Origin of the sequence: Agrobacterium sp. B1(2019) (assembly GCF_008274755.1) — a bacterium.
In the GTDB taxonomy this organism is placed as follows: Bacteria; Pseudomonadota; Alphaproteobacteria; order Rhizobiales; family Rhizobiaceae; genus Agrobacterium; species Agrobacterium salinitolerans.
Map to the genome: position 1 here is coordinate 391,262 of NZ_VTPB01000004.1, position 26,897 is coordinate 418,158.

At 57.2% G+C, this 26,897-nt stretch carries 22 protein-coding genes and 2 pseudogenes; 15 read left to right on the forward strand and 9 right to left on the reverse strand.

What is annotated here, in order from left to right:
- Positions 1–64 precede the first annotated feature (64 nt).
- Complete coding sequence (locus AGR1_RS25990; RefSeq protein ID WP_149148851.1) at positions 65–1,210, forward strand: tyrosine-type recombinase/integrase; 1,146 nt, start codon at positions 65–67, stop codon at positions 1,208–1,210.
- Between the two features lie 42 nt (positions 1,211–1,252).
- On the opposite strand, the pseudogene AGR1_RS25995 reads toward AGR1_RS25990, so the two are convergent.
- A pseudogene (locus tag AGR1_RS25995) lies at positions 1,253–1,441 on the reverse strand (transposase zinc-binding domain-containing protein); the annotation flags it as partial.
- A 97-nt stretch (positions 1,442–1,538) separates the two neighbouring features.
- On the opposite strand from AGR1_RS25995, the gene AGR1_RS26000 reads away from it, so the two are divergent.
- Genes AGR1_RS26000 through AGR1_RS26010 form a run of 3 tightly spaced genes read left to right on the forward strand, consistent with a single transcriptional unit; the run spans position 1,539 to position 2,905 of the window.
- Positions 1,539–1,805, forward strand: coding sequence for a type II toxin-antitoxin system Phd/YefM family antitoxin (locus AGR1_RS26000; protein WP_149148852.1), 267 nt, complete (start codon positions 1,539–1,541; stop codon positions 1,803–1,805).
- Positions 1,802–2,224 (forward strand): type II toxin-antitoxin system VapC family toxin, encoded by a 423-nt coding sequence (locus AGR1_RS26005; protein ID WP_149148853.1) that lies wholly within the window; start codon positions 1,802–1,804, stop codon positions 2,222–2,224. The genes AGR1_RS26000 and AGR1_RS26005 overlap by 4 nt, the downstream gene beginning before the upstream one ends.
- A gap of 36 nt (positions 2,225–2,260) precedes the next feature.
- Positions 2,261–2,905: a hypothetical protein gene (locus AGR1_RS26010; RefSeq protein WP_149148854.1), complete on the forward strand. Its 645-nt coding sequence runs from the start codon at positions 2,261–2,263 to the stop codon at positions 2,903–2,905.
- A 490-nt stretch (positions 2,906–3,395) separates the two neighbouring features.
- Here AGR1_RS26010 and AGR1_RS26020 read toward each other — a convergent pair whose 3' ends face one another.
- Positions 3,396–4,352, reverse strand: a complete 957-nt coding sequence (locus tag AGR1_RS26020) for an NmrA/HSCARG family protein (RefSeq protein WP_149148855.1) — start codon at positions 4,350–4,352, stop codon at positions 3,396–3,398.
- A 119-nt stretch (positions 4,353–4,471) separates the two neighbouring features.
- Here AGR1_RS26020 and AGR1_RS26025 point away from each other — a divergent pair, with 119 nt between their 5' ends.
- Both AGR1_RS26025 and AGR1_RS26030 read left to right on the forward strand, forming a co-directional pair.
- Positions 4,472–5,368: a LysR family transcriptional regulator gene (locus tag AGR1_RS26025; protein WP_149148856.1), complete on the forward strand. Its 897-nt coding sequence runs from the start codon at positions 4,472–4,474 to the stop codon at positions 5,366–5,368.
- Between the two features lie 1,851 nt (positions 5,369–7,219).
- Positions 7,220–8,332, forward strand: coding sequence for a PAS domain-containing protein (locus AGR1_RS26030; RefSeq protein WP_149148857.1), 1,113 nt, complete (start codon positions 7,220–7,222; stop codon positions 8,330–8,332).
- On the opposite strand, the gene AGR1_RS26035 is transcribed toward AGR1_RS26030, so the two are convergent.
- Positions 8,324–9,537, reverse strand: a protein-coding gene (locus tag AGR1_RS26035; RefSeq protein WP_149148858.1) for an IS3 family transposase whose coding sequence is annotated in 2 segments (ribosomal slippage) — positions 8,324–9,201 and positions 9,201–9,537 — 1,215 coding nt in all. Because the reading frame shifts where the segments join, the coding sequence is not laid out codon by codon here. The two genes, AGR1_RS26030 and AGR1_RS26035, sit on opposite strands and share 9 nt — an antisense overlap.
- 127 nt (positions 9,538–9,664) lie before the next feature.
- On the opposite strand from AGR1_RS26035, the gene AGR1_RS26040 reads away from it, so the two are divergent.
- Positions 9,665–10,090, forward strand: coding sequence for a response regulator (locus AGR1_RS26040; protein WP_149148859.1), 426 nt, complete (start codon positions 9,665–9,667; stop codon positions 10,088–10,090).
- Between the two features lie 26 nt (positions 10,091–10,116).
- On the forward strand, positions 10,117–12,426 hold the full coding sequence (locus tag AGR1_RS26045) for a GAF domain-containing protein (protein ID WP_149148860.1): 2,310 nt from the start codon (positions 10,117–10,119) through the stop codon (positions 12,424–12,426).
- A 348-nt stretch (positions 12,427–12,774) separates the two neighbouring features.
- Here AGR1_RS26045 and ugpC read toward each other — a convergent pair whose 3' ends face one another.
- The 5 genes from ugpC to AGR1_RS26070 form a co-directional block, all read right to left on the reverse strand.
- Positions 12,775–13,824, reverse strand: a complete 1,050-nt coding sequence (gene ugpC, locus AGR1_RS26050) for a sn-glycerol-3-phosphate ABC transporter ATP-binding protein UgpC (RefSeq protein ID WP_149148861.1) — start codon at positions 13,822–13,824, stop codon at positions 12,775–12,777.
- A complete protein-coding gene (locus AGR1_RS26055; protein WP_149148862.1) occupies positions 13,824–14,870 on the reverse strand; it encodes an NAD(P)-dependent alcohol dehydrogenase in 1,047 nt (348 codons plus the stop codon). Before AGR1_RS26055 ends, ugpC begins: the two co-directional genes overlap by 1 nt.
- Before the next feature lie 7 nt (positions 14,871–14,877).
- A complete protein-coding gene (locus AGR1_RS26060; protein WP_149148863.1) occupies positions 14,878–15,696 on the reverse strand; it encodes a carbohydrate ABC transporter permease in 819 nt (272 codons plus the stop codon).
- Positions 15,693–16,556, reverse strand: coding sequence for a sugar ABC transporter permease (locus AGR1_RS26065; protein ID WP_149148864.1), 864 nt, complete (start codon positions 16,554–16,556; stop codon positions 15,693–15,695). The genes AGR1_RS26060 and AGR1_RS26065 overlap by 4 nt, the downstream gene beginning before the upstream one ends.
- A 67-nt stretch (positions 16,557–16,623) precedes the next feature.
- Positions 16,624–17,874, reverse strand: a complete 1,251-nt coding sequence (locus AGR1_RS26070; protein WP_149148865.1) for a sugar ABC transporter substrate-binding protein — start codon at positions 17,872–17,874, stop codon at positions 16,624–16,626.
- Positions 17,875–18,009: 135 nt separating this feature from the next.
- On the opposite strand from AGR1_RS26070, the gene AGR1_RS26075 reads away from it, so the two are divergent.
- The 4 genes from AGR1_RS26075 (at position 18,010) to AGR1_RS26090 (ending at position 21,050) form a co-directional block, all read left to right on the forward strand.
- The gene (locus AGR1_RS26075) at positions 18,010–18,942 is read left to right on the forward strand and encodes an AraC family transcriptional regulator (protein ID WP_149148866.1); all 933 of its coding nucleotides are present in this window, start codon (positions 18,010–18,012) and stop codon (positions 18,940–18,942) included.
- A 151-nt stretch (positions 18,943–19,093) separates the two neighbouring features.
- Positions 19,094–19,624, forward strand: a complete 531-nt coding sequence (locus AGR1_RS26080; protein ID WP_149148867.1) for a lipocalin family protein — start codon at positions 19,094–19,096, stop codon at positions 19,622–19,624.
- A 13-nt stretch (positions 19,625–19,637) separates the two neighbouring features.
- On the forward strand, positions 19,638–20,339 hold the full coding sequence (locus tag AGR1_RS26085; protein ID WP_187772300.1) for an SDR family NAD(P)-dependent oxidoreductase: 702 nt from the start codon (positions 19,638–19,640) through the stop codon (positions 20,337–20,339).
- Between the two features lie 153 nt (positions 20,340–20,492).
- Complete coding sequence (locus tag AGR1_RS26090; RefSeq protein ID WP_149148868.1) at positions 20,493–21,050, forward strand: fasciclin domain-containing protein; 558 nt, start codon at positions 20,493–20,495, stop codon at positions 21,048–21,050.
- Positions 21,051–21,181: 131 nt separating this feature from the next.
- Here the strand turns inward: AGR1_RS26090 and AGR1_RS26095 are convergent, their stop codons facing one another.
- Positions 21,182–22,333, reverse strand: a complete 1,152-nt coding sequence (locus AGR1_RS26095) for a glucoamylase family protein (protein WP_149148964.1) — start codon at positions 22,331–22,333, stop codon at positions 21,182–21,184.
- Positions 22,334–22,658: 325 nt separating this feature from the next.
- On the opposite strand from AGR1_RS26095, the gene AGR1_RS26100 reads away from it, so the two are divergent.
- From AGR1_RS26100 to AGR1_RS26110, 3 genes and pseudogenes are all read left to right on the forward strand, one after another.
- Positions 22,659–23,318, forward strand: a complete 660-nt coding sequence (locus AGR1_RS26100) for an ABC transporter ATP-binding protein (protein ID WP_149148869.1) — start codon at positions 22,659–22,661, stop codon at positions 23,316–23,318.
- Positions 23,315–25,722, forward strand: a pseudogene (locus AGR1_RS26105) (ABC transporter permease). The gene AGR1_RS26100 and the pseudogene AGR1_RS26105 overlap by 4 nt, the downstream one beginning before the upstream one ends.
- Entirely contained in the window at positions 25,712–26,779 is a 1,068-nt protein-coding gene (locus tag AGR1_RS26110) for a lipocalin-like domain-containing protein (RefSeq protein WP_149148870.1), read from the forward strand. Before AGR1_RS26105 ends, AGR1_RS26110 begins: the two are co-directional and overlap by 11 nt.
- Positions 26,780–26,897 lie beyond the last annotated feature (118 nt).

Below are 26,897 nucleotides of genomic sequence, written 5' to 3' on the forward strand. Positions count from 1 at the left end.
ATCACTGAAAATCGCTGCCAACACCGGTCATCGAGGCCGCATGAATCCGTTTTTTGGAGCGCCCATGACCAGGAAATCGTTGGACGCCGTCGAGCGCCGCGCCGAAGAACTCGACACCATCGCCGCCGTCCTGCCGCTCGAGCGCCGCGACGAGCTCGCTGAGCTGTTGACCGATAAGGACGTCGAAACGCTGCGCCATCTCGTCAACCAGGGAATGGGCGACAATACGCTAAGAGCGCTGACCTCCGACCTCGCCTATCTTGAAGCCTGGGGCCTGGCGGCGACCGGACAGTCCCTGCCCTGGCCGGCGCCCGAGGCGCTGCTGCTAAAATTCGTCGCCCATCATCTGTGGGACCCGGAGAGGCGTGCGTCTGATCCTCATCACGGCATGCCCGATGTTGTCGCCGAAAACCTTCGCCGCCAGGGTTTCCTGAAATCCACCGGCCCGCATGCACCCGATACGGTGCGCCGCCGCCTGGCCAGCTGGTCGACACTCACCAAATGGCGCGGTCTTAATGGCGCCTTCGCCTCCCCTGCCCTCAAACAGGCGATCCGGTTGGCTGTTCGTGCCGTTCCCCGGACGCGCCGTCGTAAAAGCGCAAAGGCGGTCACAGGTGATATCCTTCAAAAGTTGCTGGCGACTTGCGCGGATAACCGCCTGCGCGACATTCGCGATCGGGCGATACTGATGGTCGCCTTCGCCTCGGGTGGCCGTCGACGCAGCGAGATTGCCGGCCTTCGTGTCGAGCAACTGACAATTGAGCAGCCGATCGAGATGGAAGACGGCCCTCCCCTCCCCTCTCTCGCCATTCATCTCGGCCGGACGAAAACAACCAACGGCGAACAAGATGAGATCGTCTACCTGACGGGCCAGCCGGTGGAGGCTCTCAATGCCTGGATAGCAGCCGCAGCTATTGAAAAGGGCAGCGTGTTTCGGGGGATTGGCAGGTGGAATACTGTTTCGAAGCGGGCGCTCGACCCGCAGTCGATCAATGCCATTCTCAAGCAGCGAGCCAAAATGGCTGGGTTGGAATCTGCGCAGTATTCGGCGCATGGCCTACGGTCGGGCTATCTGACGGAAGCTGCCAATCGCGGCATCCCCCTCCCCGAAGCAATGGAACAGTCGCGCCATCGATCGGTGCAGCAGGCTTCGAGCTATTATAACAGCGCTACGCGGAGAAGCGGTCGAGCAACCCGCCTCCTGACATAATTGATTTTTCTCCTTGCAATTACGGAATACAACTCCACAAATGCAATGGCGGTTGCGGCAGGAATTGTAGGAGACAGTGGTTACGCCACAGTCATCGCAGGCATCGACGTGTCCGCCAAGCCGTGGCGTCCGGCACGCCTCTATGGCTCCCATGACACGAAGTTCGCCACGGCTGAGATGGCCTGCGTTGTCTTCTCCGGGATCGCTTCCGCGTGCATCTGACCAAGGCATCAGGGCTTTAAGGGCCCCTCCCCTGCTGTTCAGGCGCTTGCAGAAAAGCCCCTGACGAACTATAGTCAATATAGTCAATATAGTTATAGGTGAAGCTATGCAAGCATCAACGCATGATGATACGAACTGGACGGTCGCTGGCGCAAAGGCAAAGCTTTCGGAAGTCATGGAGCGCGCGCAACTGGCACCTCAGACGATCACCCGCAATGGGAAGCCTAGCGTGGTGGTCGTCTCTGCAGAAGAGTGGCAGAGGAAAACCGCACGTAGGGGATCGCTAGCCGAGTTTCTATTGTCATCGCCTCTGCGTGGTGCCGATCTGGATGTCGGGAGACAGCGCGATGAGCCGCGTGACTTGTCGCTATGAGATTGCTGCTTGATACGAACGTTCTGTCGGAAGTGACAAAGCCGCGCCCCGATGAACGTGTTCTAAAGTGGCTCCACGAGCTGGATGAGGACCGCGCATTCATCAGCATCGTATCGATCGCTGAAATTCGCCGTGGCGTCGCGCTGATGGATAGTGGGAGAAAGCGCGATGCTCTGAAAGAATGGCTCACGTATGATCTGCCCCAGCGCTTCGAACACAGGACTATTCCGGTAGACGGGCCTGTCGCCTTTGCCTGGGGCGACCTCATGGCGCTCGCCAAGCGAAATGGTCGGGGGCTTGCCTCCATGGACGGTTTGATTGCCGCTACGGCCGTCGCTCACGATTTGACGCTAGCTACACGCAATACTAAGGATTTTGAAGGCTTAGGAATCGACATTGTTGACCCGTGGGCAGTCTGACGGGGCTCTTTGGATATAAGAGAAAGGATACCGCGGATGCTTTCCTACGGCCTGCTCAAAAACCACGCGGGCATCCTGTTGATCGGGGACTACACGTCCCTCATCTGGCTGCATGAAGTCATCCACGATGTGAATGAGCGCTCGCCGATTGTGAAAGATAAGGAAGGCTCATTTCTTGGGTTGGCGTATGATGTGCGCAAAGCATATGAGCGACAGCGCGAAGTTATCCAGCCGCCAGAACACTTTGAGGAAGTAGGCATTCGATACGGTGCCCGGATCCTTTGGCCCGTTCTTATGCTACAGCAGAGGCTACTAAGGCAATCCCTCGCATTTCTCAATCATACGGCCAAGACGCAAGCGATCGCTTATGCCTTGGAGGCAGTTATCGAGGATGGACTACGCGAGGATTTTGGAACGCAGGCCGCGCATATCATCGATCTTTGGCAGCGCCTCGACCCAGCTCAGCCTCAAGTCTTCGATATGATGAATAGTCGCGGAGGTCTCTTTTGCTCATGGACGAAAACGCAAAGGAAGGCCGGCTTCGCGCAACTTCTCTCGAGTTTCGATCCGATGTATGACCGCTTCTACCCTATGCGATCGAAGAACGGCGATAAAAACCTGATCTCTCCGGCGGAATTCGCCGTCTGGGAAAATGCAGAGTGGCCTGATCCCAACTGGTAAGCGCCGGTATTTCATCGACAGCACATAGGAATAGATCCCCTACTCTGCCGGAGCGTGAAACAGTAATGTGAGATTTCGGTGCAAGAATTTTCGGTTGGCGCTTCAATTGAAATCGGGAACTAAAAGCCATATCCTCTCTACGCCGCCAGATAGCAAAGCCATTGCCTTCTGGTAAGCCGGACTGTCATGTGCTGCTTGGGCCCCACACTGTCAAACTCGATCAGAACCACTCGCTGTTGCAGCCCCTCTTCATAAACAAGTGCAAGCAAACCGCGCGCCAATATCCGGCCGCCATGATCGCAGGGCCACTTAGCTTGACATACGCGGCCAAGGCGTCAGGAGTGGTAACTGATCGATATGTAGCGACCCAGTACGCCTTAGCCATTTTCTTGTCCTAAGCTTCAGCTCTATCTAAAACCGAAATCTTTTCAGTAGCAATCCACAAGGGCCTCGTGGGAGCAAGAGATGGTGGTGATCGGCCGAAGTTCCACTAGCTCAGGCCGAACGCCCTTTTTTCGCCGTTCCAACCGGTCTCGATCAGGAACTGCTCCCAGGTGAGACTGGAGGGATTGATCCGCCTGCTCCACTCAAGGTCCCGGTCTTTCCGGAAATATCCGTATTCGACCGCGTATTCCGCCATGCCGATGTTTTCTCGAACGAGTTCGGGATTTTCCCCGAACTCCGGAAAATGACGAACCAGTTCATAAGGGGTGTAAGCGGATGCATACACAGCCTTCCGGCCCGTGACCCGCATGAACGTCTCGATCATCTCGGTCGGAGAGAGGGTATCGCCGATGATCGGGAGCGTTTGCCCGGCATAGGTTTCGGGGTGGTCGAAGATTTCCAGAACCGCAGGACCTGTCGCCGTCAGTGGATCGACAAAGGGTGCCCGAAAATGCTCGGGCAGATAGATTGGAAAGATGAGCGTATCACCCTCCATGCGTGGCGTATAATATTCGAGAAGGTTGGTGTAGAAGAACGCGAGCTCGACGAATGAGCTGCGAACAGGAAGGCCCCGGATGTAAGCCTCGACGCGCGCCTTGTCCGTGAAATGCGGCGCGAACTTCGAACCTCCGGTGATCTCATCGACGTTTTCCAGCGTGCTGAAGACGATGTGATCGATGCCTGCCTCCACGGCGGCATCTGCCAGGTCCCTGCCGATGTCGAACTCGTAGGTAGCTGGAGGGGCGACGACTGGTGTCATCAGGAAAGCACCCTGTGCTCCTCGAAACGCTTTCACGAAATCGCTCCTGTGGTTGATCGCAAGCGGCACGGCGAAGAGCTCGGCGCCCTGCTCGGCCAGCTTGAGGGCCGCAGGCGAGTCTGTGCGACTTGTCAGGGCACGAACGTGATACCGTCCACTCCCCAACAACGATTCCGTCACGCTCCGGCCCTGCTTGCTCAGGCTGCCTGCAACGACAATGGTAGGCTTTTGATCAATCGACATGTGTATCTCCATCACTTTCCTGGAGCAGCCCAGCACGGCACTCCCTGGAGATTTAAATCGCAACCCATAGACCATATGTGAAATCGATTGATTTATGCGCTACTATCCAGCACATGGATATGAAGCGCATCGATCTCAACCTCCTCGTCAGTCTCGAAGCTCTGCTGGTTGAAAGAAACGTCACCAGAGCCGCTGCCCGGCTGCATATGAGCCAGCCGGCGCTCAGCGCCCAACTGAACCGCCTTCGCGACCTGTTCAAGGATCCCCTGCTCGTGCCGGCGCATCGCGGCATGGTGCCGACCGCCAAGTCGCTCGAGCTGATCGGACCGCTTCGCGCCTCGCTGGATCAAATCCGCGGCACGCTCCAGGGTCATGATAGCTTTTCCCCCGTAACAGCCGAGCTGACCATCTCGATCGCCTGCACCGACTACGTCGAGGCTGTGGTGGTGGCGCCTCTTATTGTGTCGCTGCGCGAAAGGGCTGCCAATATCCGGCTTGCGGTGCATCGGCTTGCACCGGTGAGATTAGGGCAGCAACTCGCGGATGGTGATATCGATCTCGCCATCGCCACACCGGATGCCGGGCAGGCTCACCTGCGTACCCGGCACCTGTTTGAGGAAAGTTATATTCTGATCGGCCGTCCCGGGCACCCACGGATCGCGGAGGGGGCGACTGCAGCCGGGTTCGCCCGGCTTGAGCAGGTGATCGTCTCGCCGTCTGGCGGCGCATTTTCTTCGCCGGTGGACGTCACCCTGGAAGCCCTCGGTCACTCCCGCGCCGTTGTCGCGTCTGCCGCCTCATTCCTCGTTGTTCCGAGCATCGTAGCCAGCAGCGAGCTCGTCGCCCTGGTGCCGCGACGCCTGATGCGGAACCGGCTGGCTGAGGTCGCATGGATAGACGTTCCGTGGCTCTCGGAACGCTTCCAGGTAGAGCTCATATGGCATGAGCGGACGCACAGGCATCAGGGCCAGCAATGGATACGCGAGCAGATCCACGATCTCGTAAACGCTGCTTAGGCGATTGCATGCCTTGAACGAGTCTTCTGATTACGACAGCATCAAACACCCTGCGACCTTTTACGAGCGGCCGGCCGGACCCCTGTGCCAATTGCGCTGGAACCAGCATCCCATAATCAGGTTATACGGCATGACCGAACCTGCCCAAGCACTTGCCAAGTCGATAGCCCATTACGCCACGGACGAGACAGCGTCGCGCCGGTTGCGCAGAGTGCCCATATTCGTTGTTCCACAGAAAGGGAATGACGCTCTCGCCTCCTTGCTGCAAAAGCTCGATGTGCAAGCGTCTGCTACGACACGTCCGTCCCTGACGAAAACAAGGCGCTTGGAGCTTCAGAACAAGAGCGCTCCGGTTGCCTCGAGCTTTACCAACCCGCAAGTCATTTATCCGGGTGAGAATACTTTTCCTCCACCAAACGACATAACAGGGATGCGACGTCAGTGCGCCGGCACCCTTGTACTTAATTAAATCTAGCCCAGTTGCGAGGGTCACGGGTCTTAAACTCTCGGCCCTACAGCTAGGCACGGCTTCATAGAAAACTCGATCCACAATGACCCAAGATGAACGGGTCGTACGCTCCCTTCCGCGACCGGATTTTCAAGGGTACGGCTCTGGGAGGCATCGCGCCAGGCCACGATGGACCTATGTAGAGGCAACACGGGTTTGTGCGCCGACAAGGACAGCTTCCAGCTTTGAAGCACGGTTATTGCGATCCAAAAGCTGGAAACTCTGGGCGGTTAAGCTTGGTAAATTAAAAATAGTCATGGCACGCAACCTCGGGAAATAGATCGACCACGTGAGAAGCTGGCAGCCCCATGCCGCCGCCTCCGCCTCTCTTCAGCGCGGGCGACAACCGCAAGCGCTTAGAAGTCCAGCCCTTGGCACACACGATTGATTGGCGCCACTATATCGGCCTACCCGGCCGCCCCGGCAGAGTTCGACATTCCAAACTCCTGGGCGGCCAGACATTTGAGGCCGGATTGTCCGCTCGCTGCAACTCCCTGGCATAGTTTCGTGAAACCCGTCGCTCCATCACGCAAACCCACAAATCATTGTTTGGGGTGTCGCGGATTGAAACTCTCGCTCCGATTCGTTCCTCTAAAGAGAAGTCCTGTCTCCAGAGTGGCTTTCATTCACACCTTGAATATACCCATTACCCTGCGACCCATTCGATCTCCACATTTACATTTGCAAACCTTGTCAGCTGACAAGGTTTCAAACCATTGGCACCAATCCGTGCCGGCACCCCGCGCCAGCAGGGTCATGCGGAAATTGATCCGCGCGTTAAGACGACGAGTCCCAGCGACAAAACCTTGTCAGCTGACAAGGTTTTCAGAAAACGTGTCCCGTTTGAGTGATCCATGAAACAAATGCGTCTGGGTGACTTGTTCAACATAAAGCCGTTTGCTGACCGTTAAGGGGAGGGCTCGACCAAGTGAGCGCCATGTAGCACAACGCCGACGAAATATCCTCGGTAATGCTGATGAAGTGATTACAATGTCGTCGCAACCAGCTGAATTCCGCGCATTCGTTGGGGCACTGAGCGGGCCAAGCACGAAACAGAACAGATGCAAACGTCATTACACACTGAAGCGTGACAACCAGCCCAATCTTAACGAGGCCGATGGGAGACGCGAGGCGCGAATGTCAATGCAGGGGAGGGGAGGGTGGTCATTTCCCGCTACGAACAAGAAGCGCATCGCCATGTTTGACCAACATCCCCATCGGCTGATAACGACCGCCATGAAGAGGTCGCTTTCCATCCCTGCCATCACCCGCCATTTTCCGCAAACAGTGGAACAAAATTCGAAATGAAACATTTCACGGGCGTGCAATTTTCAGGACGCTGAATGAAAGACGATTCCCACCCTCGGCAGGACGCGAAAGACGCCGGAGAGCGTCTCGTATCAGGACATGCATCGGAAGATCCATTTGCGGCGGCATTCAAGGCTACCCGCATGCCAATGCTGATTACAGATCCTCGACAGCCCGACAATCCAATCATTTTCTGCAATAGTGCCTTCTGCACCCTCACGGGCTACGCCGTTGAGGAATTGATTGGCCGGAACTGCCGTCTCCTTCAGGGCCCCGAGACCGATCAGGCCGCAGTCAGCAAACTCCGTGACGCCGTTGCATCGGAAAGAGACGTATCTATCGATATTCTGAATTACAGAAAGGATGGCTCGAAGTTTTGGAACGCGCTTTTTGTCAGTCCCGTGCGCAACGCTTCCGGAACCGTGATCTACTTTTTCGCCTCACAACTCGACTTCACCAATATCAAGAGCAAGGAGGCTGAGCTCGCCCGCGCCCGACATATCGCCGAGGAGGAAGTGGCGCTAAGAACGGCCGATCTGACCGAGGCTCTGCGCACTAAAACGGCGCTGGTCCATGAAGTCGATCACCGCGTGAAAAACAACCTTCTGACGATCGCGTCCATCGTCAAGCTCCAGGCGCGAATGACCGATAACGAGGTTGTCGAGCGGACATTGATGTCCGTACTGAACCGTGTTGAAGCACTTAGCACCGTTCAGCGCAAGCTTTTGAACGATGAGGATGTGGGCCATTTCGACGTTGCGGATTTCGCCAATACCTTGATGCTGGACAAGGTCGGCGCCCTCAAAAGGAAAGATATCAATCTCACGTCAGACCTTCATGAGGTTGTGGTTCCCGCCACAAAGGCATCACCTTTAGCCTTGATCATCAACGAACTCATTGGAGATGCCATCGGCCGGGGCCTGAGAGAAGGCGGCGGCGATTTACATCTCGAGGTGAAACGGCTTAATGGCCACTTCCTCGTACGTGTCGTGGACACAGTCGCGCCCGTGGAGGTAGATAGCGAACAGGCCGCCTTCAGCAAGAAGATGTTGGAAGCGTCATTGAAGCAGCTGCGTGCAACGATCGTAAGAACCGTCGATGATCGCCTGGAGTGCACCCCGTTTGACCGGACAAGTCGGCTAGGTTGATTTAGCCCTGATGAACTGCCGAGGGGAAGCCATCTTGAGGGCAGAATGGGGATGGATTTCATTATAATCCTCGATCCATCCGTCGATGAGCCGGAGCGCTGTTTCGGCGTCCGGCAGAGGTGATATGCGCACGTAATCCCGTTTCAGGGTTTTGACGAATGCCTCCGACATGCCGTTCGACTGAGGGCTGGCGACCGGCGTGAAGCAAGGTGTGAGATTGAGTGCTTGTGCAAACAGCCTCGTGTCCCTCGCGGTGTAAGCAGAGCCATTGTCGGAGAGATGCTCGATAGCGTGCGGGGCTCGGGTTGCATGGAAGCGTTTCTCGACCGCCTCCAGCATCATGTCACGCACGTCCGAGCCGGAAATGCCTGCATTGGCAACCGCCGTCCATGCGATGATCTCCCGGTCGAAAGCGTCGATGATGAAGGCGAGACGGATCACCTCGCCGTTCCAGCAAGTGAACTCCAGACCGTCGGAGCACCAGCGCAGATTGGAGCGCATGACCATGACCTTGCCGTCATGGATGCGGCCCTTGCGAACGGCCGTATGCTTCTCCAGCAACATGGCGTGGTTGCCCATGATGCGGTGAACCCGCTTGGCGTTAACGACGGGCTTATCGGCGGCTCGCCTTTCGCGATTGAGGAGCGCGGCGATCCGCCGATAGCCATAGGTTGGCCTTTGATCTACCAGTCTGCGGATGATGGGTAAAAGCTCTGCATCCTCGGCCTTATGATAGGAGCCGCGCGGCTTCGATCTGCCTTTCAGACGCTCGATGAGGTTGGAACGGGATACGCCCAGCGTATCTGCGACGGCCTTCATCGCGAACCGTCCTTCGGCAACAAGATCGGCCGCGATATCCGTTTTTTTGAGTCCGCTTTGGAAAGGGCTTCGCGGAGGATTTCGACCTCCATCGTCTTGCGGCCAAGCATGCGCTCCAGCTCGCGGACGCGATCTTCCAGCTTCTTCACTTCCGAATTGCCGACCACCGGCTCGTCAGAATCCACAGCTGCAGCACCTCCCTCGCTCAAGAGCCTGCGCCACCGGTAAAGCAGATTGGGCGCGACGCCATGGCGGCGAGCGGTGGACGATACCGTCTCGCCTGGTTCGAAACTCTGCTCAATGATCGTCAGCTTTTGCTCGGTTGTCCACCGCCTGCGGCGCACATCACCCGTCAGCAATTCAACATGTCGATACTCGTTAGACATAAGCCTGTCCTCAAGCCTGTGCTTGAGCCTTTCTGCTTATGCCGACTGTCCGGTCGAAATGGGGTGCAGTTCATCGCCGGACCGATGTCCGGGTAACACTTTCTATAAAAGACTAAGAGGAAATTTTGTGAAAATCTTGATTGTCGAAGACGAGGCTTTGCTGGCTATGGAGCTTGAGAGTGAAGTTGAGGAGGCGGGACACGAGATTGCGGGCGTGGCAGCCGACAGCAAGCATGCATTTTCGCTAATAGAAAAGGCATCGCCACAGTTTGCCTTTGTGGACATTCAGTTGCTGGACGGACCCACGGGTATAGACGTCGGCCGACATCTCGCGTCCCGCTCAATTCCATATGTTTTCGTTTCCGGAAACCTGAAGCGAATACCGGCGGATTTTGCGGGTGCGCTTGGGGCGATTGAAAAACCATACACGATGAACGGACTGCAAAACGCGCTTGAGTTCATCGAAACCATCGTCAGTGGTGGTCACCGATCCGTCACCGTGCCGCCAAGCCTGGTTTTGTCACCCGATTTGCTCGCCGCATTGTCGACGTGAGATACCTCCGTGATTAGGGGTCGACCTTGAACTCATCATCTGAACGCATTGAAGCCGTTCGCAATTCTGGATTGCTTGATGTTCAGGGCCAATCCGAATTCCAGGATATTATCGAGGTTGTCAAAGCTGGCCTGAAATGCCCCGTGGCTCTTATTTCCATTCTCGACGAGCACCGGCAAGTGTTTATCGCTCATCTGGGGCTTCCGGAAAAATGGGCCGAAGCCGCAGAAACGCCGCTCACCCATTCTTTTTGCCAGCACGTGGTTCGCGACAAAATACCCCTGATCATTGGGGACGCAACACTTCACCACCTTGTCAGAGACAATCTGGCCATCATCGACCTGAGCGTGATTTCTTATATGGGCGTCCCGGTGACGATGCCAGATGGCATGGTAATAGGAGCGCTCGCAGCGATCGACGGGGAGCCGCGAAGCTGGACCGAAAGCGAACTGGAACTGCTTAGCCGGATCGGGCGGGTCGCATCCAATCAGATTGCCACCTTCCTCTCTGAGCGTCGCTGGGGCGCGCTTTTTGAGCAACTGGAGGAAGGCATCGTTGTCGGCTCTGTGATCCGAGATCTGGACGGGTCGATTATCGATTGGCGGATTGAAACGATCAATCCGGCATGGAGTCTTCTGCTTGGCTTGCCTGGAGACAATGTTCCGGGTCAAACAATGCGCGATGTCTTCCCCGACTTCGAAGAGGAATGGGTTTCTGATGTCGCCGAAGCGATGAAGACCAGACAAAGCAAACGTTTTACGCGCAAGGTCCGCTCGCTGGAGCGTTGGTTTGACGGGTACGTGCAGGCAACCGGAGAGGACACATTCGTGATCATCTTCGTGGATGTCACCGATCGCATGCAGGCGGTCGAGGCATTGCGCAACAGCGAAACGAAGTTACGACTGATTGTCGAAGGCGCCAAGGATTACATTATCCTGACGCTTGATGACAACCAGCGTATCAGCAGTTGGTTTGGCGGCGCCGAGGAAACATTCGGCTGGTCGGAAGCGCAGATGCTCGGCCAACCATTTGAGGCGATATTTTCGGCGGAAGATCGGGCGGAAAACGCACCACAACTTGAGATTGAAACAGCCGCTCGCGACGGCGTTGCGCCCGCTCGTCGATGGCACGTTGCAGCTGATGGGACGAGGATCTTTCTCGACGGGACGATACGACCACTGCCTAACCATTCCTCCTCCCATCTGTCGGGCTTCATCAAGGTTGCAAGAAACGCAACAGCACAGAAACTGTCGGAAGACAGGCAACTCGCCTTTCTGGAACTTGGAGAAAAAATCCGCGAACTCGACTCCGTCGCCGATGTCGCTTTCGCAGCAGCGGAAATCATGGCTCGCAACCTGCAAGGAGCAACGAGGGCGGGCTACGGTATCGTTGATCCCATCGCCGAGATCGTCGAGATGCTGCCTGACTGGTGTGCGGCCGGGATGTTCACCGTGGCTGGCCGTCATCATTTTCGCGACTACGGATCATATATTGAGGACCTGAAACGCGGCGAGTTGATCATCATAACGGATGTCGCTGCCGATCCGAGGACCATGGATTCTGCGGGACTTCTGAACTCGCTGGGTATTTCCGTGCTGGTCAACGTTCCGATTCTTGAGCGGGGCGCGTTCGTCGGCGTCATGTTTGTACATTACGACAAGCCGCATGAATTTTCGCCTGAAGAACGTGACTTCGTGCGTACGATTGCGGACCGGACACGCGAGGCGATTGCCAGAATCCGCGCAGAGCAGGAACAGCAGGTTCTCAATCACGAAATTAGCCACCGTCTCAAAAACACACTAGCGATGGTTCAGGCGATCGCCACCCAGACCCTTCGGCCGGTTACGGACAGAGCGCCTGTTGAAGCCTTTGCCAACAGGTTGCATGCCCTTTCCAAGGCACATGAAGTCCTGCTCAATCAGGATTTGTCCTTTACACGCATGGTAACTGTAATCGATCCCGTGCTGCGCCAGCTATCCCTCCCTGATCGCTACCATTTGTCAGGGGTGGATCTGGAAATTGGCCCCAAGACGGCCTTAAGCCTTGCGCTCCTAATGCATGAACTGGGCACAAATGCGCTGAAATACGGGGCGTGGTCCTCTGATGCAGGCCGCGTCGATGTTTCCTGGAAAATCAAACTTGTCGGTGATGAAAGCACACTCATTCTCAAGTGGAGTGAAAAGGGCGGTCCCGCGGTAGCTCCTCCATCCGGAAAAGGGTTTGGGTCCAAGCTTATCCGCCTCGGCCTGATGGGAAATGGCGGTGTTGAAATCCATTACGCCACTGATGGAGTGCGCGTCACCATGAATGCGCTAGTCTCGCAGCTTGGGCAGTAACATCTCATCGAATCAATCAGCCGGGTACACATAGTCGGCGAACAGGTCAAAGATCGCCTGTGACGTCGACCGAAGACATTTTTCCAACGTGATAGGAAAGTTAAAACCGCAAGGCATTCCGACTTCCAGCACCTGAACGGCGCAAGGGTTCTACGCGCCGTTTTTCGCTGAGGGGACTGCGATGACGTTTCCGCTTCTTTACCTACCCGCGTAACCGTTTTGATGTCAAAACGTGTTTGGGGCCAATGGAGACGGTGGATGGCAGACGCGGGTGGCGAGGGCGCCCCGACCGGGTCACAAGCGTTCCGTCGCATGGTACGACGCCATCAATGTCCAATCTCACCACGGTCAATTCAACCTGAGGCCTGATCCAGGATCAAAAACGTGGATATCCGATGGGGCGACTTCGACACCAAGCATCTCACCAATCACCGGCCTTACTTCGGCAGGCACGGAAATGTTGATTTCGTGTCGATCATTCTTGAGGCAGATAAGACGAGTCTCACCGTGGAACTCATTGCGCTCCACTCTGCCTCGGAATGACTGGGCATCTTGGCTCAGTCGGAAGGATCCCGGCCGGATTCCGACTGTGACTTCACCGGAGCGCAGGCCTGCTGGAGCCGCAAATCGGACGAGGTCGTCGCCGAGCCAATCCCGCGTCATCTGCAACTGCAGGAAGTTCATGTTCGGCGTGCCGATGAAGCCGGCGGCAAACACCGTCCCGGGCGCCTGATAAATCTCCTCGGGCGTGCCCATCTGCTCGATTCGGCCGTCTTTCATTAGCACAATCCGATCGGCGAGCGTCATGGCTTCAAGCTGGTCATGAGTGACGTAGATGCTTGTCGTTCTGAGGTCTTTGTGAAGCCGAGCGATCTCAACCCTAAGGCTGCCGCGCAGCTTGGCATCAAGGTTCGAAAGCGGTTCATCGAAAAGGAAGACTTCCGGCGTCTTGATCATGGCGCGGGCAATCGCCACACGCTGCTGCTGTCCACCGGAGAGCTCGGTGGGCTTGCGCGCGAGATAGACGCCGAGTCCCAGCGCATCGACCACAGGCGCCAAACGCTGCTCGATTACGGCCTTGGCAATACCGGCCCTCTCAAGACCGAAGGTGATGTTGTCCCGGACACTCATATGGGGATAGAGCGCGTAGTTCTGAAACACCATGGCGATGCCTCGGTCGCCCGGATCGCGTTCGTTCATCCTCTCGCCGCCGATGAAAAGATCTCCGCCGGAAATCTCCTCTAGCCCGGCAATCATGCGCAGCATGGTGGATTTTCCGCAACCTGACGGACCGAGAAAAACGACGAATTCGTGGTCGTCGATCTTGAGGTCAAAATCCCGCATGACCTCGAGCGAACCATAGACTTTCCGGATTCCCCGGCACTCGACGGTGGCCATCAATGCGTCCCCCCGTTCACAACGATCTGCAGCTTCACATCCTCCGGCCGGCCTTCGGCGGCCCTTTCAAAGGCAGCGATCGATTGATCGAAGGCATAAGTGCCGGAAACCAACGGTTTCAGGTTAACTTTGCCGGCGGCAATCAGCGCCAGTGCGCGATCGAACACGTTGGCGTATCGGAAGACCGTTTCGATACGGCATTCGCGAAAGCAGGCCGCTGCCAGATCCACGGCGACCGGTTCCGGCGGCAGGCCGACGATGACGACCGTTCCGCCGGGACGCACGACCTTGAAGAGATCACGAACCGCGGCCGGCGCACCGGAGCATTCAAAAACGATGTCCGCTCCCCATCCTAGCGTTGCCTCATTAACGGTCTGAACGAGATCCACCTCTTTCAGATTGACACCCGTGATTCCGCCATAGCTTTCGGCAAGCTTCAGCTTCGTGGCGGAAATGTCCGAAATAAGAACTCGCGAGCAGCCGCCGGCAAGAGCGGCCAATGCCACCATGATGCCGATCGTGCCGCAGCCGGTCACAACCGCGGTATCGCCGGGAGTGATGTTGGCCCGGGCGGCAGCCTGCATGCCCACGGCAAATGGTTCGACCATCGCACCTTCAGCAAACGAGACACTGTCCGGCAGCCTGTAGGTGAAACTCGCCGGATGAACAGTTTCGGGGCACAACACGCCGTGCACCGGCGGCGTCGCCCAGAAGGTGACGGCGGGATCGACGTTGTAGAGGCCAAGCCGGGATGCGCGCGATTTCGGATCGGGAATGCCGGGCTCCATGCAGACACGGTCGCCGATCTTCAAATGGGTGACATTGGCGCCGGTTTCGATAACGGTTCCGGCCGCCTCGTGGCCGAGAACCATGGGCGCGTTGACAACGAAGTCACCGATGCGGCCATGAGTGTAATAATGCACGTCGCTGCCGCAGACGCCGACAGTATGGAGACGAATGCGAACGTCATCCGGCCCCATTTCCTGGGAAATTTCGATGTCGCGCAGGGAAAGTTCGCCGATGCGTTCGAGGACAAGTGCTTTCATGGTTCAGTCAACCTTGATCAGTTTTTTTGGAAAATGCAGCATTGAGGCCACCGGCAAGCACGCCGAGCAGGATCAGTGGTGGCAGCGACAAAAGCACGACGGCGGCGTTGAGGATGCCCCATGGCACGTTCATGCCGAGCTGCGACATTTCGGACGCGATGATGGGCAGGGTCTTCGCCTTCGCGGTCGTCAACATCATCGCAAGCAGGAACTCGTTCCAGACAAGGACGAAGGAGAAGGCGATCGCGCCAAATACCTGGAAACGGGCAATCGGCAGGGCGATGCGGAAAAAGGTCGCATAAGGGCCAAGTCCGTCCACCCTCGCAGCTTCTTCGACGTGCAGGCTGACGCGCTCGAAAGCCGGGACGGAAAGCCATATGGTGATCGACGCCGTCACAATGAGATAGGTCACGATCAGCGACAGTCTTGTGTCGTACAGATCAAGGCCGAGCCAGATGACAAGCATCGGAATGGCGATAGCGACGGGCGGCAGGAAGCGAAGCGACAGGACGAAGAACTGCGCCTCCGCTGTGATCCTGTTCTTAAACCGGGCAATCACATAGGCAGCCGGCACACCGAGCCCCGCTCCGAGGACGACCGCACTCGAGCAGATGATCAAAGAGTTGGTGAGCGCACGCGCGACCGAACGGCGGTTAAGCACATAGCTCATATTGTCGAGGACAGGCTGGAAGACCAGCTTCGGCGTCGACACCAGCAGGTCGGCATTGGTTTTGAAGGCGTTTAGCAGGGTCCATAGCAGCGGCAGCACGACAAGTGCGGCTGCCAGAACCAGCAACAGCCTGAGCAGAAAGGTAGAGACTTTCATCGGCTGAGCCTTTTCCAGGTGAAGGTAAAGGTGACGATGGTCAGGACCATCATGATGACGGCCATGGAGGAGGCGTAGGAAATCTTGCCGGCTTCGATGAAACCCTGGGAATAGGCGTACATGTCCAGCGTCTCGGTGGAGATGCCGGGACCACCGCGCGTCATCACGTAGACGAGGTCGAAGGAGCGCAGGCTCTCGATCGCCTTGACGAGCAGCAGGCTGATCAACGGTGCCTTCAGCATCGGCACGGTCACGAAACGATGGATTTCGAAGCGGCTCGCGCGATCGATACGTGCGGCTTCCAGCGGCTGCGGCGGCAAAGATTCAAGAAGTTTCAGGATGATTACCGCAAAGAACAGGCCCCACTGCCAGACATCAACGAAGGCAACGGCAAGAAGGGCCCCGAGGGGCGTCGACAGAATATCGGGCGTGATGCCCGTGAGTTCCCTGACCGGCCAGGTCAAGGCGCCGTAGAGCGGATGAAAGGCGAACTTCCAGACGAAAGCGGCGCAAACGCGAGGCAAAAGAACCGGAATGATGAAAAGCACGCAGAGCACATTTCGCAGGCGAGGGCTTGCGGCCTCGAACATTGCGATCCCGAGAGCAAGACCTGTCGCCATGGTCATCGAGACGCTGATGACCTCCCACTTGAAGGACACCCAGAGCGCGTTCAGAAAACGTGCATCTGAAGCCAGCGCGAGATAATTGGCAAACCAGACATAGTCCGCGTCGGGCGCCGAAAGGGTGCGGTTTTGCAAGGAGATATTAATGGCGTAGACCGTCGGCACGAGCGCCAGAACGATCAGGATGGCCAGAGTGGGTCCAAGAAAGACGTAAGGCAGCGAGCGGCCTCGGCGCATGGCAGATCCTCGGGTGGGGAAAAGGGGGCGCGTCACTGGACGCGCCCGTCAGACGGCCTGGGAGGCGTTAGAGTTTGGCGGCGAAGGCTTCGAGTTCGTTCAGCGTTGCCTTGATGTCGGTGCGGCTGCCAGTGATCAGCTCTTCGAGCATGATGCCCCACTGGTTGCCCAGTTCCTGCCACCGCGCATCCTGCCAGAAGGTGACGGTCGTCTTCTCACCAGTCGCCGCCATGGCATCGGCAAGGTTCTGACCAAAGGTCTTGGCATATTCCGGGCTCTGATAGGTGCTGGTGCGCGTCAGTTCGCCCGGCTGGCCGGCGGCGAGGCGGCGAGCTTCCTGCTCCTTCGATGTCGCCCAGGCAACGAAGAGACCGGCGCAGGCCTTTTCCTCGTCGGTCTTGTTGGCCTTGGAAGCAATCGCAAAACCATGGGCGTAACCGGCGCCGGGCAGCGGCGACGGCGGGACCGAGAAGGCGACCTTGTCCGCAACCTGGCTCTGAGCCTTATCGACGGACATGCCGCCAAGAGGTGCGGATTCTATGATGATCGCCACCTTGCCAGAGCGGAAAGCGCCGGTGGACTCATCCCAAGAGCCGGTCTGCGTGCCCGGTGCGGAGTATTTAAACAGCTCGAGATAGGTCTCGGTCGCCTTGACGGCGGCATCCGAGTTGAAGGCTGGCTTGCCATCCTTGAACCACTCGCCACCATTTGCTTTGAAGAAAGGCATCCACCGCCAGACATTGGCACCAGAACCACGCTGGCCGCGCAGGGCTGTGCCGTAGACACCGTTTGCCGGGTCATGCAGCTTCTGCACAGCGGCGAAATATTCATCCCAGGTTTTCGGCGGGGCAATGCCTGCCTTCTCCAGCAGGTCAGTGCGATAGACCATCAGGTCGCCGCCGCCCTGCACAGGCGCGAACCACTGCTTGCCCTCATATGTCGCAGCGGCGCGCATACCGGCGTCGAAGTCGTTGTAATCGTATTCTGCCGGGTAAAAGCCCTCGAGTGGGACGATCCAGTTTGAGGAGGCAAAAAGCGCAAGATTGGCTTCATCGACATAATAGACGTTAAAGCTGCCGACAGTTGAGGCATCAGCCTGCGACTTTGCGCGGCGATCGTTCTCGTTGAGATAGCTGATCTCGAAACCAGCGCCCGAGAGTTCTTCGAACTCGTCGACATATTTTTCGAGAAGTGTCAGTCCGTCGCGCGGCTGCGCCAGGACACGCACATCGCTGGTGCACTGTGCGGCGGCAAAAGCGTTGGATGCGGCAAAAAGAGCAATAACCGCGCAGCCGGCGCGGAGAGCGTTCAGTGTCATGATGTCCTCCCTTGATGGCAACTCCCTCGCCATCGACCGGGCAAGATTTGCGCAAGTGAAGGGTTCAAACTAGTTGGCCTCCGTCACAGAACTGGTATTATCTTGACATCTGTCCGCCATAATGTGAGCAGTTGAATGGCTATTGCATCAGACTTTCCTCAATCAGTCTCCGAGACCTACACGGCCACACGCGAGCAGATCGTGCTGCCAGGAGGCGCATCCTATCTGATCCGGCGTGACGACTATCCCAATCCCATCTGCATCTGGAACTATCATCCCGAATGGGAAATCCACTTCATTCCTGATGCGACCGGCTTTGCTTATGTCGGCGACTACATCGGGCCCTTTCGCCCGGGACACCTGGTGCTCACCGGGACAAACCTTCCTCACAACTGGATCACGCCAGGCGCGCCTGCCTTGCCCGGCCGGGACATGGTCCTGCAATTCGATGCGGATGCGCTGATCGGCATCCGCGCGGTCTGCCCGGAGTTTGATGTCCTTCACCGGCTCAAGCCTCTGGCGCAACGCGGAATCGAGGTTCTGGGTGAGGAATCGTTCTCAATCGGTGCGAAAATCCTCAAGTTGCACGCGGTGGGACACCGCGGCGGACTGGGCCTGTTTCTGGAGATACTCGAGGACATCGAAGCAGCTGCGGAAAAGCGATTGCTTGCCAGCGAACACTTCATATCCCTCTATAATCAGGTCTCTGACCGCAGGCATCGCCGGATCGATCAGGCGATCCAGATCCTTCAATCCAATCCCGCCGCGCAGATGCAGGAAGTGGCCGAACTCGTTGGCTTTGAGCCATCGGCATTTTCCCGCGCCTTCCGGCGTTTGACCGGCATGAATTTTTCCGATTACAGCCGGTCGGTTCGCGTCTGGCGCGCACGCACCCTGCTTGCCGAGACGGAGACATCGATTACCGATATCTGTTTCGAGGCGGGCTTCAACAACCTGTCGAACTTCAATCGCTACTTTCGCATGGAGATGGGACTGACGCCCCGGGCTTACAGAAAGGCGGCTCGCATCAGGGCGAAATCCGTCATAGCAGGACCATCAGCGAAATAGGGTTTGCCAATGACCTGACCGAGCCTGCGTGTGCAACGCTTTCTGACCCGGTGCGTTCTATGCCACCAGCGTTCGTCATCCATCGCTGTCGGGTACGCCGCAAAGGCGGGCAGGTACCTGGATCTATGGGCGCCATCAACGGGAGGAGTTCATGCAGACAGGTATTAACCAGCTGATCGGAACGATAACGGTTGCGGTTGCGCTATCGGCGCAATCCGCTGCCGCCGCCAGCCCGAAGCCAGTGCCCGTTGGGATCGATCATTACCGTGGCACTTGGCTTGAGATCGGCCGCATGCCCATGCTGATCACGGATGGATGCGTGGCCGGATATTCCGCATATCGGCAAGGCGGTTCTGCAAACGAAATCTTGGTAGAAGATGGCTGCCGCGTCGACACCCCGCAGGGCCGGTTAAAAACCATCAAGGGCACGGGTAAGATCGAGGACTTTGGCTCAGGGAATGCGAAGATGCGCGTTCGTTACCCGCTTCTCATCACTTTCAACTATTGGGTCCTATACAAATCCCCGGACAAATCGTGGTTCATCAGCGCCAATCCCTCCACGGACGACGTCTGGATTTACGCGCGTAACATACCGTCTAAAATCGAGCTTCAACGAATGATCGCAAAAACGCGCGAGTTGGGTTACGACGTCAACAAGCTTGAGTTTCCAGCTCAGCGCTGAAGGACCAAAATCTATGCTGCAATCCCTTGCAGACGGTTACAGGGCGATCGTCATAGGCGCATCCGGCGGTATAGGAGGGGCCGTCCTGTCCCTGCTTGAAGCCGATGCTCGTTGCGCGTACGCCCTGCCGCTGTCTCGCAGCAAGGACGATCTGGACATCACCGATGAGAAAAGCGTTGCCGCGGCCGCCAGCCGTCTCGGCGACCAGCGCGGAACCTTCGATCTGATTTTCAACGCCACCGGCGCCTTGACCATTGACGGCGTTGGCCCTGAAAAGTCGATCAAGGCGATTGATCCCTTGCAGATGGCCATGCAATTCGCCGTCAACGCGATCGGACCAGCCTTGCTGCTGAAACATTTTGCACCACTTTTGAAGCGCGAAGACAAGTGCGTTTTTGCCTCGCTGTCCGCACGCGTCGGCTCGATCGGAGACAACCGGTTGGGCGGCTGGATCTCCTACAGGGCTTCCAAGGCAGCCCAGAACCAGATCACAAGAACGGCGGCAATCGAGATCATGCGCACCAATTCGCAGGCAATCGTCGTAGCGCTTCATCCCGGAACGGTCGCGACTGATTTGTCGCAACCGTTTTCGAAGGGGAGGGATCGGTTCGAGCCGGAAGAGTCTGCCGCGCGTCTTCTGAAAACGATAGACGCCCTCACCGCGGATCAGACAGGCCAGTTCTTTGCCTACGATGGCTCGAGAATCGAATGGTAGTTCTCGCCCTCGCAGAACGATTTTAAAGGCCGGACTTCATTTCCTGAAACTTTTCTGTCAGCCCTTTCGTCTTTTGTCTCGCTCCAATGAAGGGGTGTCTGCCCGAGGAGGCGCGCAATTCGCGTCGGGGCAATTGAACAAGAGGACGTTACGATGATCCGGTCTGCAATACAGAAGCTTGCGCTTGCCACAATCGTCTCTGCCATTTCGACTGGCGCTTTCGCCGCCAACCCGAAAGTCGGTGGCGCCGCCATGTATGAAAACAAAAACATCGTTGAAAATGCCGTAAATTCAAAAGACCACACAACGCTTGTCGCGGCCGTCAAAGCCGCGGGCCTGGTGGAGACATTGCAGGGCAAGGGACCGTTCACGGTCTTTGCGCCGACCAACGAAGCATTCGCGGCTTTGCCCAAGGGCACCGTCGACAATCTTTTGAAGCCTGAGAACAAGGCGCAGCTGACCAAGGTTCTCACCTGTCACGTCGTCGCAGCTGACGCGATGTCCAAGGCTATTGAGAAAATGATCAAGGACGATAACGGCACCCACGACGTAAAGACAGTCGGCGGATGCATCCTGAAAGCCAAGGAAAGCAAGGGCAAAATCACCCTCACCGACGAAATGGGCGGTGTCGCGCATGTGACGATCGCAGACGTTAAACAGTCGAACGGCGTCATTCACGTCATCGACAAGGTTCTGCTTCCCGAAATGTGACAATTGCACGCTGAAAACAAAATGGCTGGCTCCGGTCCGAGCCAGCCATTTCTGTATTAATCGTTGCCGTTTAGACAGAGGACGGCAACGCAAGAGTTGAGCAGGCGACCGTCAGAGAAGGCAGACGACGATTACCGGAGCTTCAGGACGTCGTCTTGTTCCCGGTATCTGTTTGTGCGAAACCCTAGCTTGACCATGCCACGTCTGACGTCCCCCGCATTCATGAACAAATCCCAGATGAGGCCGCTGCGGTGGTTTTCCATCATCGTTACCACTGGACCCTGATTGATGGCGAGATGCGTTTTGGAAACCCAGCCGGAGGACGGCTGGAAAGAATCCATCAGCCCGAAACGCCCCTTGAGAGCGCCGCCACGCCACTTCAGGAAGCGCATGGCTGCCTGTTTTGATCGAGCTGGAAGGAACGGCATGCTGGATAGCGCAGCCGTCGTCGCAATGAGGCCATGATCATTGGTTGGGGAATTGACGACATATCCCTTCGGCCCATCACAGGCGGACAGACCCCATCCGTCCTGCCACGCGTAACGGGCGCTGCAAACGCGATAGTTGATAAGGCTGTGCGCGTGGACCTGTTCACGATAATCGTCGCAGTAGGCATCACCCAGACCGCGCGGATCGAGAGTGCAGAACGAATATTGCGACAGGAAAAGCGGTCCTCCATAGGGCTCCCCGAGCGGGAGCCTTATGCCAAGATACATCGCGTTGTTTTTGATGTCGCCATTGCGCGCCCAGCCGGCGTGGTAGGACGGGCAGTCTATCGCATGCGAGACCGATCCTGCTGCAATGACGTAAGCGACCAGTGCCTCGTTCCAACCCACAATCGGCAGGTTCTTCGCCCAGCCATATCGGGGGCTCCAATGCCAGAAGAGAGGGCCGGGCTTTCCGCGTGTAAACCAGTCCCACTCCACTGTCTCGACGATGTCGGTAACCGACCGGCGCAGATCGATTTCACCAAGTGTCTGCCCGTCAAAGAACTCCCGGGCACAGATCAGCGCCTGAACCAGAAGTGCAGTTTCGACAAGATCGCCGCCGTCGTCGTACTTGGCAAATGGAATTGTCTTGCCGCCGGATGTGTGGACAAAATGTGGAAAGGCGCCGTGAAATCGTTTGACCCTGTCGAGAGATCGTAGCATGCGGTTTGCCCGATCGAGGCCCTCCTGTCTTGTTATCCAGGAGCGATACACGCCAACGATCAGCGCAAGAAAACCAAAACCGACCCCGGATATGGAGGTGATTTCGTGGATCGGCTGGCCATCTGATTTCATGCGGTCCCGGGGAAGTCCGCTGTCAGGATGGCTGCCGGACCAGAAATATTCGAAGGTACTGTGATGCAAGTCATCAAGTTCAGCAGAAAATTCGTCCGTCACTTCCAACCTTCGACGACCAGCAGCAAATCAGGAGCAGATGAGCAGACAGGATTATCCGACTCGGTAATTGATTCCAAATACACAGGCACGGGTGGCGAAAATTGGGCTCGTCGACAAAACCTGAAGCCCTCCGTCTCGCGCCACTTGAACATCGTCAGATAAGGTTGGTTGAAGTCTTCGACCACATCCGATCATATAGGATAAATTAGAGATCGAAGCTCCCATGATCCTGTTAATCTCCGGCCTCAGGAAGACCTATCAGACCGCCGAGGGAACGATCCCGGTTCTCAACGGAATCGATCTTGCCATTGAAGCAGGTGAGAGCCTTGCATTGACGGGAGAATCGGGCAGCGGAAAAAGCACACTCCTGCATCTTGCCGGCGGCCTTGATATGCCTGACAGCGGTACGATCACGGTGAACGGCCGCACGATCACCGATCTTAATGACAAAGACCGCGCAATGTTTCGTCGGAATGACGTCGGTCTGATTTTCCAGCAGTTCAATCTCATTCCGAGCCTTGATGTTGGCTCAAATGTCTCTTTCCATGCAAAGCTCGCAGGCCGTTCTGATCCAACGTGGGAAAAGACGTTGGTCGAAGCCCTCGGGATTGCAGCGCTGCTTGGCCGCTATCCCGAACAGCTTTCGGGCGGGCAGCAGCAAAGGGTTGCGATCGCACGGACGCTTGCGGCAAAACCGCTGCTGATCCTTGCCGACGAGCCGACCGGCAATCTCGATGAGAAGACCGCGGATACCGTCATCGACATCATGCTAAGACTTACGAAGTCAGCGAAGATTGCCCTTCTGCTCGTCACCCATTCCAGCCGGCTCGCCGCAAAACTCGATCGGCGCATCGCACTCAGCGGCGGGAAGGTTCACCCATGAACCCCGCTGCCTTCAAGGCATTGCTTTCACACTGGCGCCACAGGCCCCTGCAATTCATCACGCTGGTCATGGGCGTGGCGCTCGCGACAGCCCTTTGGTCTGCCGTACAGGCCATCAATGCCGAGGCCCGCGCCAGCTACGACAGGGCGGCCTCGGTATTGTCTCAAAACCAGCTGGACCAGTTGGTGGCCAAAGACGGGGGCACGATACCCTTGGAGACTTACGCGAGGCTTCGCCGGGCCGGCTTTGATGTCTCTCCTGTCATCGAGGGCCAACACCGGTTCGGCACGACGCGTATCAGGCTGATCGGGATTGACCCGTTGACGATGCCGTCGGATGGAACGCTCCTTCCCGCCTCGGATAGATCCGGACTGATCGACTTCATGACGGCGCCCGGCGTGATGATCGTATCGCCGGCGACGGCTAGTGCCTTGAAGGATACGGCGCGACTTGCCGTCAGGACGGCGGCCACTATTCCTGACGGGGCGGCTTTCGCCGACATCTCCACCGCCGCCCGCATCCTTGAACGCAATGGAGACCTCAGCCGAATCGTTATTTCACCTTCACAAGACCGGGATCGTCAGGCGATCGGGCGCATCGCGCCCGAGCTCACAATAAGAGAGGCTGGCGGACGGCCTGATGTAGCGCGGCTCACCGACAGTTTTCATCTTAATCTTACGGCTTTCGGTTTCCTTGCATTTATCGTGGGTCTGTTTATCGCCTATTCCGCAACCGGGCTGTCATTCGAGCAGAGGCGAGGCTCCTTCAGAACGATGAGATCGCTTGGAGTTTCCTTGGCCTCACTCACGACGATGCTCGCTATCGAGATAACGCTCTTCGCCCTCCTGTCCGGCGCATTTGGCGTCGTCCTCGGATATGTCGTCGCCTCTGCGCTCTTGCCGGGCGTGGCCGCGACGCTCAGTGGGCTTTACGGGGCAAGCGTTGCGGGCTCACTTTCCATCAGGCCCGAATGGTGGCTGGCGGGTCTTGGCATGGCGCTCATCGGGACTTGGCTTTCCTCGCTGCAACATCTTTGGCGTGTCTGGCGGATGCCGATATTGTCGACGGCGAATAGCAGGGCATGGACAATGGCATCCGCCAGAGGACTGATACTGCAGGTTGCAATCGGCACATTTCTGTTAGCGCTGTCCGGGTTCCTTATCTGGACCGGGGGAGGGCTCTTCACTGGATTTGCGTTGTTGGCAGCGCTTCTGCTCGGCGCGGCATTCAACCTCCCGCCGTTTCTGGCCTTTCTCTTGAAAGCGGGTGAACGGGTATCTCGACCGATACTTGTGCGATGGTTCTTTGCCGATACGCGCCAGCAATTGCCCGGACTTTCCCTCGCATTGATGGCATTGATGCTTGCCTTATCGGCCAATATCGGCGTCGGGACGATGGTCTCAAGTTTTCGGGAGACTTTTCTCGGTTGGCTAGATCAGCGGCTTGCAGCAGAGGTTTACGTGACGGCACGAGACGAGACGGAAGCCGGGCGGCTACGCCAATGGTTTCCCGAGCACACACGCGCAGTCCTGCCCATCTGGAGCACCCGCGGTGAAGTTTCGGGAGAACAGGTGCAGATTTTCGGAGTCGCCGATGATCCCACCTACAGGGATCATTGGCCGTTGATCCTCGGCTCCGCCACGACCTGGGATGAGATTGCGAGCGGGCAGGGAGCACTGGTCAATGAGCAGTTCTGGCGTGCCGGCAAGGCTTCGCCCGGGCAGAAAATTAGCTTGCCAGGCGGCTGGAGCGCTACCGTCGTCGGCGTATTTTCGGATTATGGCAACCCGACCGGACAGGTGATTATCGGTATTGATGCTCTTGTCCAGCACTATCCCGATGTTGAAAAACTGCGATATGGCCTTCGCCTTGCGCCAGAGGAGACCACGGCTTTCCGACGGCGCCTGATGGAAGAATTCGACCTGCCGGAAGCTAATATCGTTGACCAGGCGTCCCTCAAGCGCCAATCTGCGGCAATTTTCGAACAGACCTTTGCGGTAACGGGTGCCCTGAACGTGCTGACGCTCGCCGTCGCCGGCTTTGCAAGTTTTCAAGCCTCCTGACGCTCGCCTCCCTGCGATTGCCGCAACTGGCGCCCGTCTGGGCACTCGGGATTCGCCGTCGCGAACTTGCCTGGCTGGAGCTAATCCGCACACTCGCTCTGTGGCTCATCACGTATCTTGCCGCTATTCCCGTCGGGCTTGTTTTGGCCTGGGTTCTTCTGGCAATCATCAATGTTGAAGCGTTCGGTTGGCGGCTTCCAATGATCCTTTTCCCGCTTGAATGGTTGAAACTGGGTCTCGTCGCTCTTGTCGCCGCCATTGTCTCGGTCGCGATACCGGTCCTTCGATTGGCGAAAACGACGCCCGCGGATCTCCTCAGGATATTTGCCAATGAACGCTAAGCACATCATTCTGCTACTGTTCACTTGTTGTCTTTTGACGCCGGCCGTGGCGGTAGCGCAGGGCTTCGCTGGCTTAGGGTCGACTGCCGAAGGTTTCAGCGTTCCTCAAAGAGGAGTGCCGCTGGTGTTTCCGCAGGATCACGGGCCGCATCCGGATTTCAGGATCGAATGGTGGTACGTCACCGCGAATCTTCAGACCTTGGACGGTGAGCAGCTAGGGGCTCAATGGACGCTCTTTCGTTCGGCCCTCCAACCCGGCGAGCGGGCCGGATGGGCGGATCCACAAATCTGGTTGGGCCATGCCGCTCTTACCACCACCCGTCGTCACTATGTTGCGGAGAAACTGGCGCGCGGCGGGGTAGGGCAGGCTGGTGTCGAAACCGCTCCTTTCCATGCATGGATAGACAACTGGGCGATGAAAACGGCCACGACCGGACTCGCCGACCCCCTCGACAAAATTGATTTGAGCGCCAGCGGCGACGGTTTCCATTATCAACTAAAGCTTCAGGCGAACGGCCCGTTGGTTCTTCAGGGAGACGGGGGTTTTTCAATCAAATCAGCTGCCGGGCAGGCCAGCTACTATTATTCCCAGCCCTTCTATGACGTCAGCGGCAACGTTGTTGTCCAGGGTGCGATCAAGCAGGTGACAGGCAAAGCCTGGCTGGATCGTGAATGGTCATCCCAGCCACTCTCTTCCAATCAGACAGGATGGGACTGGTTTTCCCTCCACCTTGCATCCGGCGAGAAGTTGATGGCTTTCCAACTGAGAGATGACGAAGGAGGGTATACCTCCGCCAACTGGATTTCCACCGATGGCAAGACCTCGCCGATCGAACCCGAGGAGATAAAGATTTTGCCCTTGCGGACCGCAACCGTTAACGGCAAGGCGGTTCCGGTGGAATGGAACCTGAAGATTCCGAGCCGGGGTTTTGATATCAATACGGTGGCGCTTAACGATCAGGCATGGATGGCGACCTCCACCCCTTATTGGGAGGGGCCTATCGTGTTTACAGGAACTGCCTCAGGGCGAGGCTACCTGGAAATGACCGGCTACTAAAATCGACTGCGCCAGGATTCTATCATCATTTCCCCTCTAGCGGTTGGTACGACTTGGTCGTACTGAGGGCACCATGGTCCCATCCCGCCAAAAAACGCCATCTGAGTTGGTATTCCGG

Bases quoted from the DNA above. Each gene is read 5' to 3' on its own strand.
- AGR1_RS25990 (WP_149148851.1), top strand. From the start codon at position 65: ATGACCAGGAAATCGTTGGACGCCGTCGAGCGCCGCGCCGAAGAACTC.
- AGR1_RS26000 (WP_149148852.1), top strand. From the start codon at position 1,539: ATGCAAGCATCAACGCATGATGATACGAACTGGACGGTCGCTGGCGCA.
- AGR1_RS26005 (WP_149148853.1), top strand. From the start codon at position 1,802: ATGAGATTGCTGCTTGATACGAACGTTCTGTCGGAAGTGACAAAGCCG.
- AGR1_RS26010 (WP_149148854.1), top strand. From the start codon at position 2,261: ATGCTTTCCTACGGCCTGCTCAAAAACCACGCGGGCATCCTGTTGATC.
- AGR1_RS26020 (WP_149148855.1), bottom strand. From the start codon at position 4,352: ATGTCGATTGATCAAAAGCCTACCATTGTCGTTGCAGGCAGCCTGAGC.
- AGR1_RS26025 (WP_149148856.1), top strand. From the start codon at position 4,472: ATGAAGCGCATCGATCTCAACCTCCTCGTCAGTCTCGAAGCTCTGCTG.
- AGR1_RS26030 (WP_149148857.1), top strand. From the start codon at position 7,220: ATGAAAGACGATTCCCACCCTCGGCAGGACGCGAAAGACGCCGGAGAG.
- ugpC (WP_149148861.1), bottom strand. From the start codon at position 13,824: ATGGCCACCGTCGAGTGCCGGGGAATCCGGAAAGTCTATGGTTCGCTC.
- AGR1_RS26055 (WP_149148862.1), bottom strand. From the start codon at position 14,870: ATGAAAGCACTTGTCCTCGAACGCATCGGCGAACTTTCCCTGCGCGAC.
- AGR1_RS26060 (WP_149148863.1), bottom strand. From the start codon at position 15,696: ATGAAAGTCTCTACCTTTCTGCTCAGGCTGTTGCTGGTTCTGGCAGCC.
- AGR1_RS26065 (WP_149148864.1), bottom strand. From the start codon at position 16,556: ATGCGCCGAGGCCGCTCGCTGCCTTACGTCTTTCTTGGACCCACTCTG.
- AGR1_RS26070 (WP_149148865.1), bottom strand. From the start codon at position 17,874: ATGACACTGAACGCTCTCCGCGCCGGCTGCGCGGTTATTGCTCTTTTT.
- AGR1_RS26075 (WP_149148866.1), top strand. From the start codon at position 18,010: ATGGCTATTGCATCAGACTTTCCTCAATCAGTCTCCGAGACCTACACG.
- AGR1_RS26080 (WP_149148867.1), top strand. From the start codon at position 19,094: ATGCAGACAGGTATTAACCAGCTGATCGGAACGATAACGGTTGCGGTT.
- AGR1_RS26085 (WP_187772300.1), top strand. From the start codon at position 19,638: ATGCTGCAATCCCTTGCAGACGGTTACAGGGCGATCGTCATAGGCGCA.
- AGR1_RS26090 (WP_149148868.1), top strand. From the start codon at position 20,493: ATGATCCGGTCTGCAATACAGAAGCTTGCGCTTGCCACAATCGTCTCT.
- AGR1_RS26095 (WP_149148964.1), bottom strand. From the start codon at position 22,333: ATGAAATCAGATGGCCAGCCGATCCACGAAATCACCTCCATATCCGGG.
- AGR1_RS26100 (WP_149148869.1), top strand. From the start codon at position 22,659: ATGATCCTGTTAATCTCCGGCCTCAGGAAGACCTATCAGACCGCCGAG.
- AGR1_RS26110 (WP_149148870.1), top strand. From the start codon at position 25,712: ATGAACGCTAAGCACATCATTCTGCTACTGTTCACTTGTTGTCTTTTG.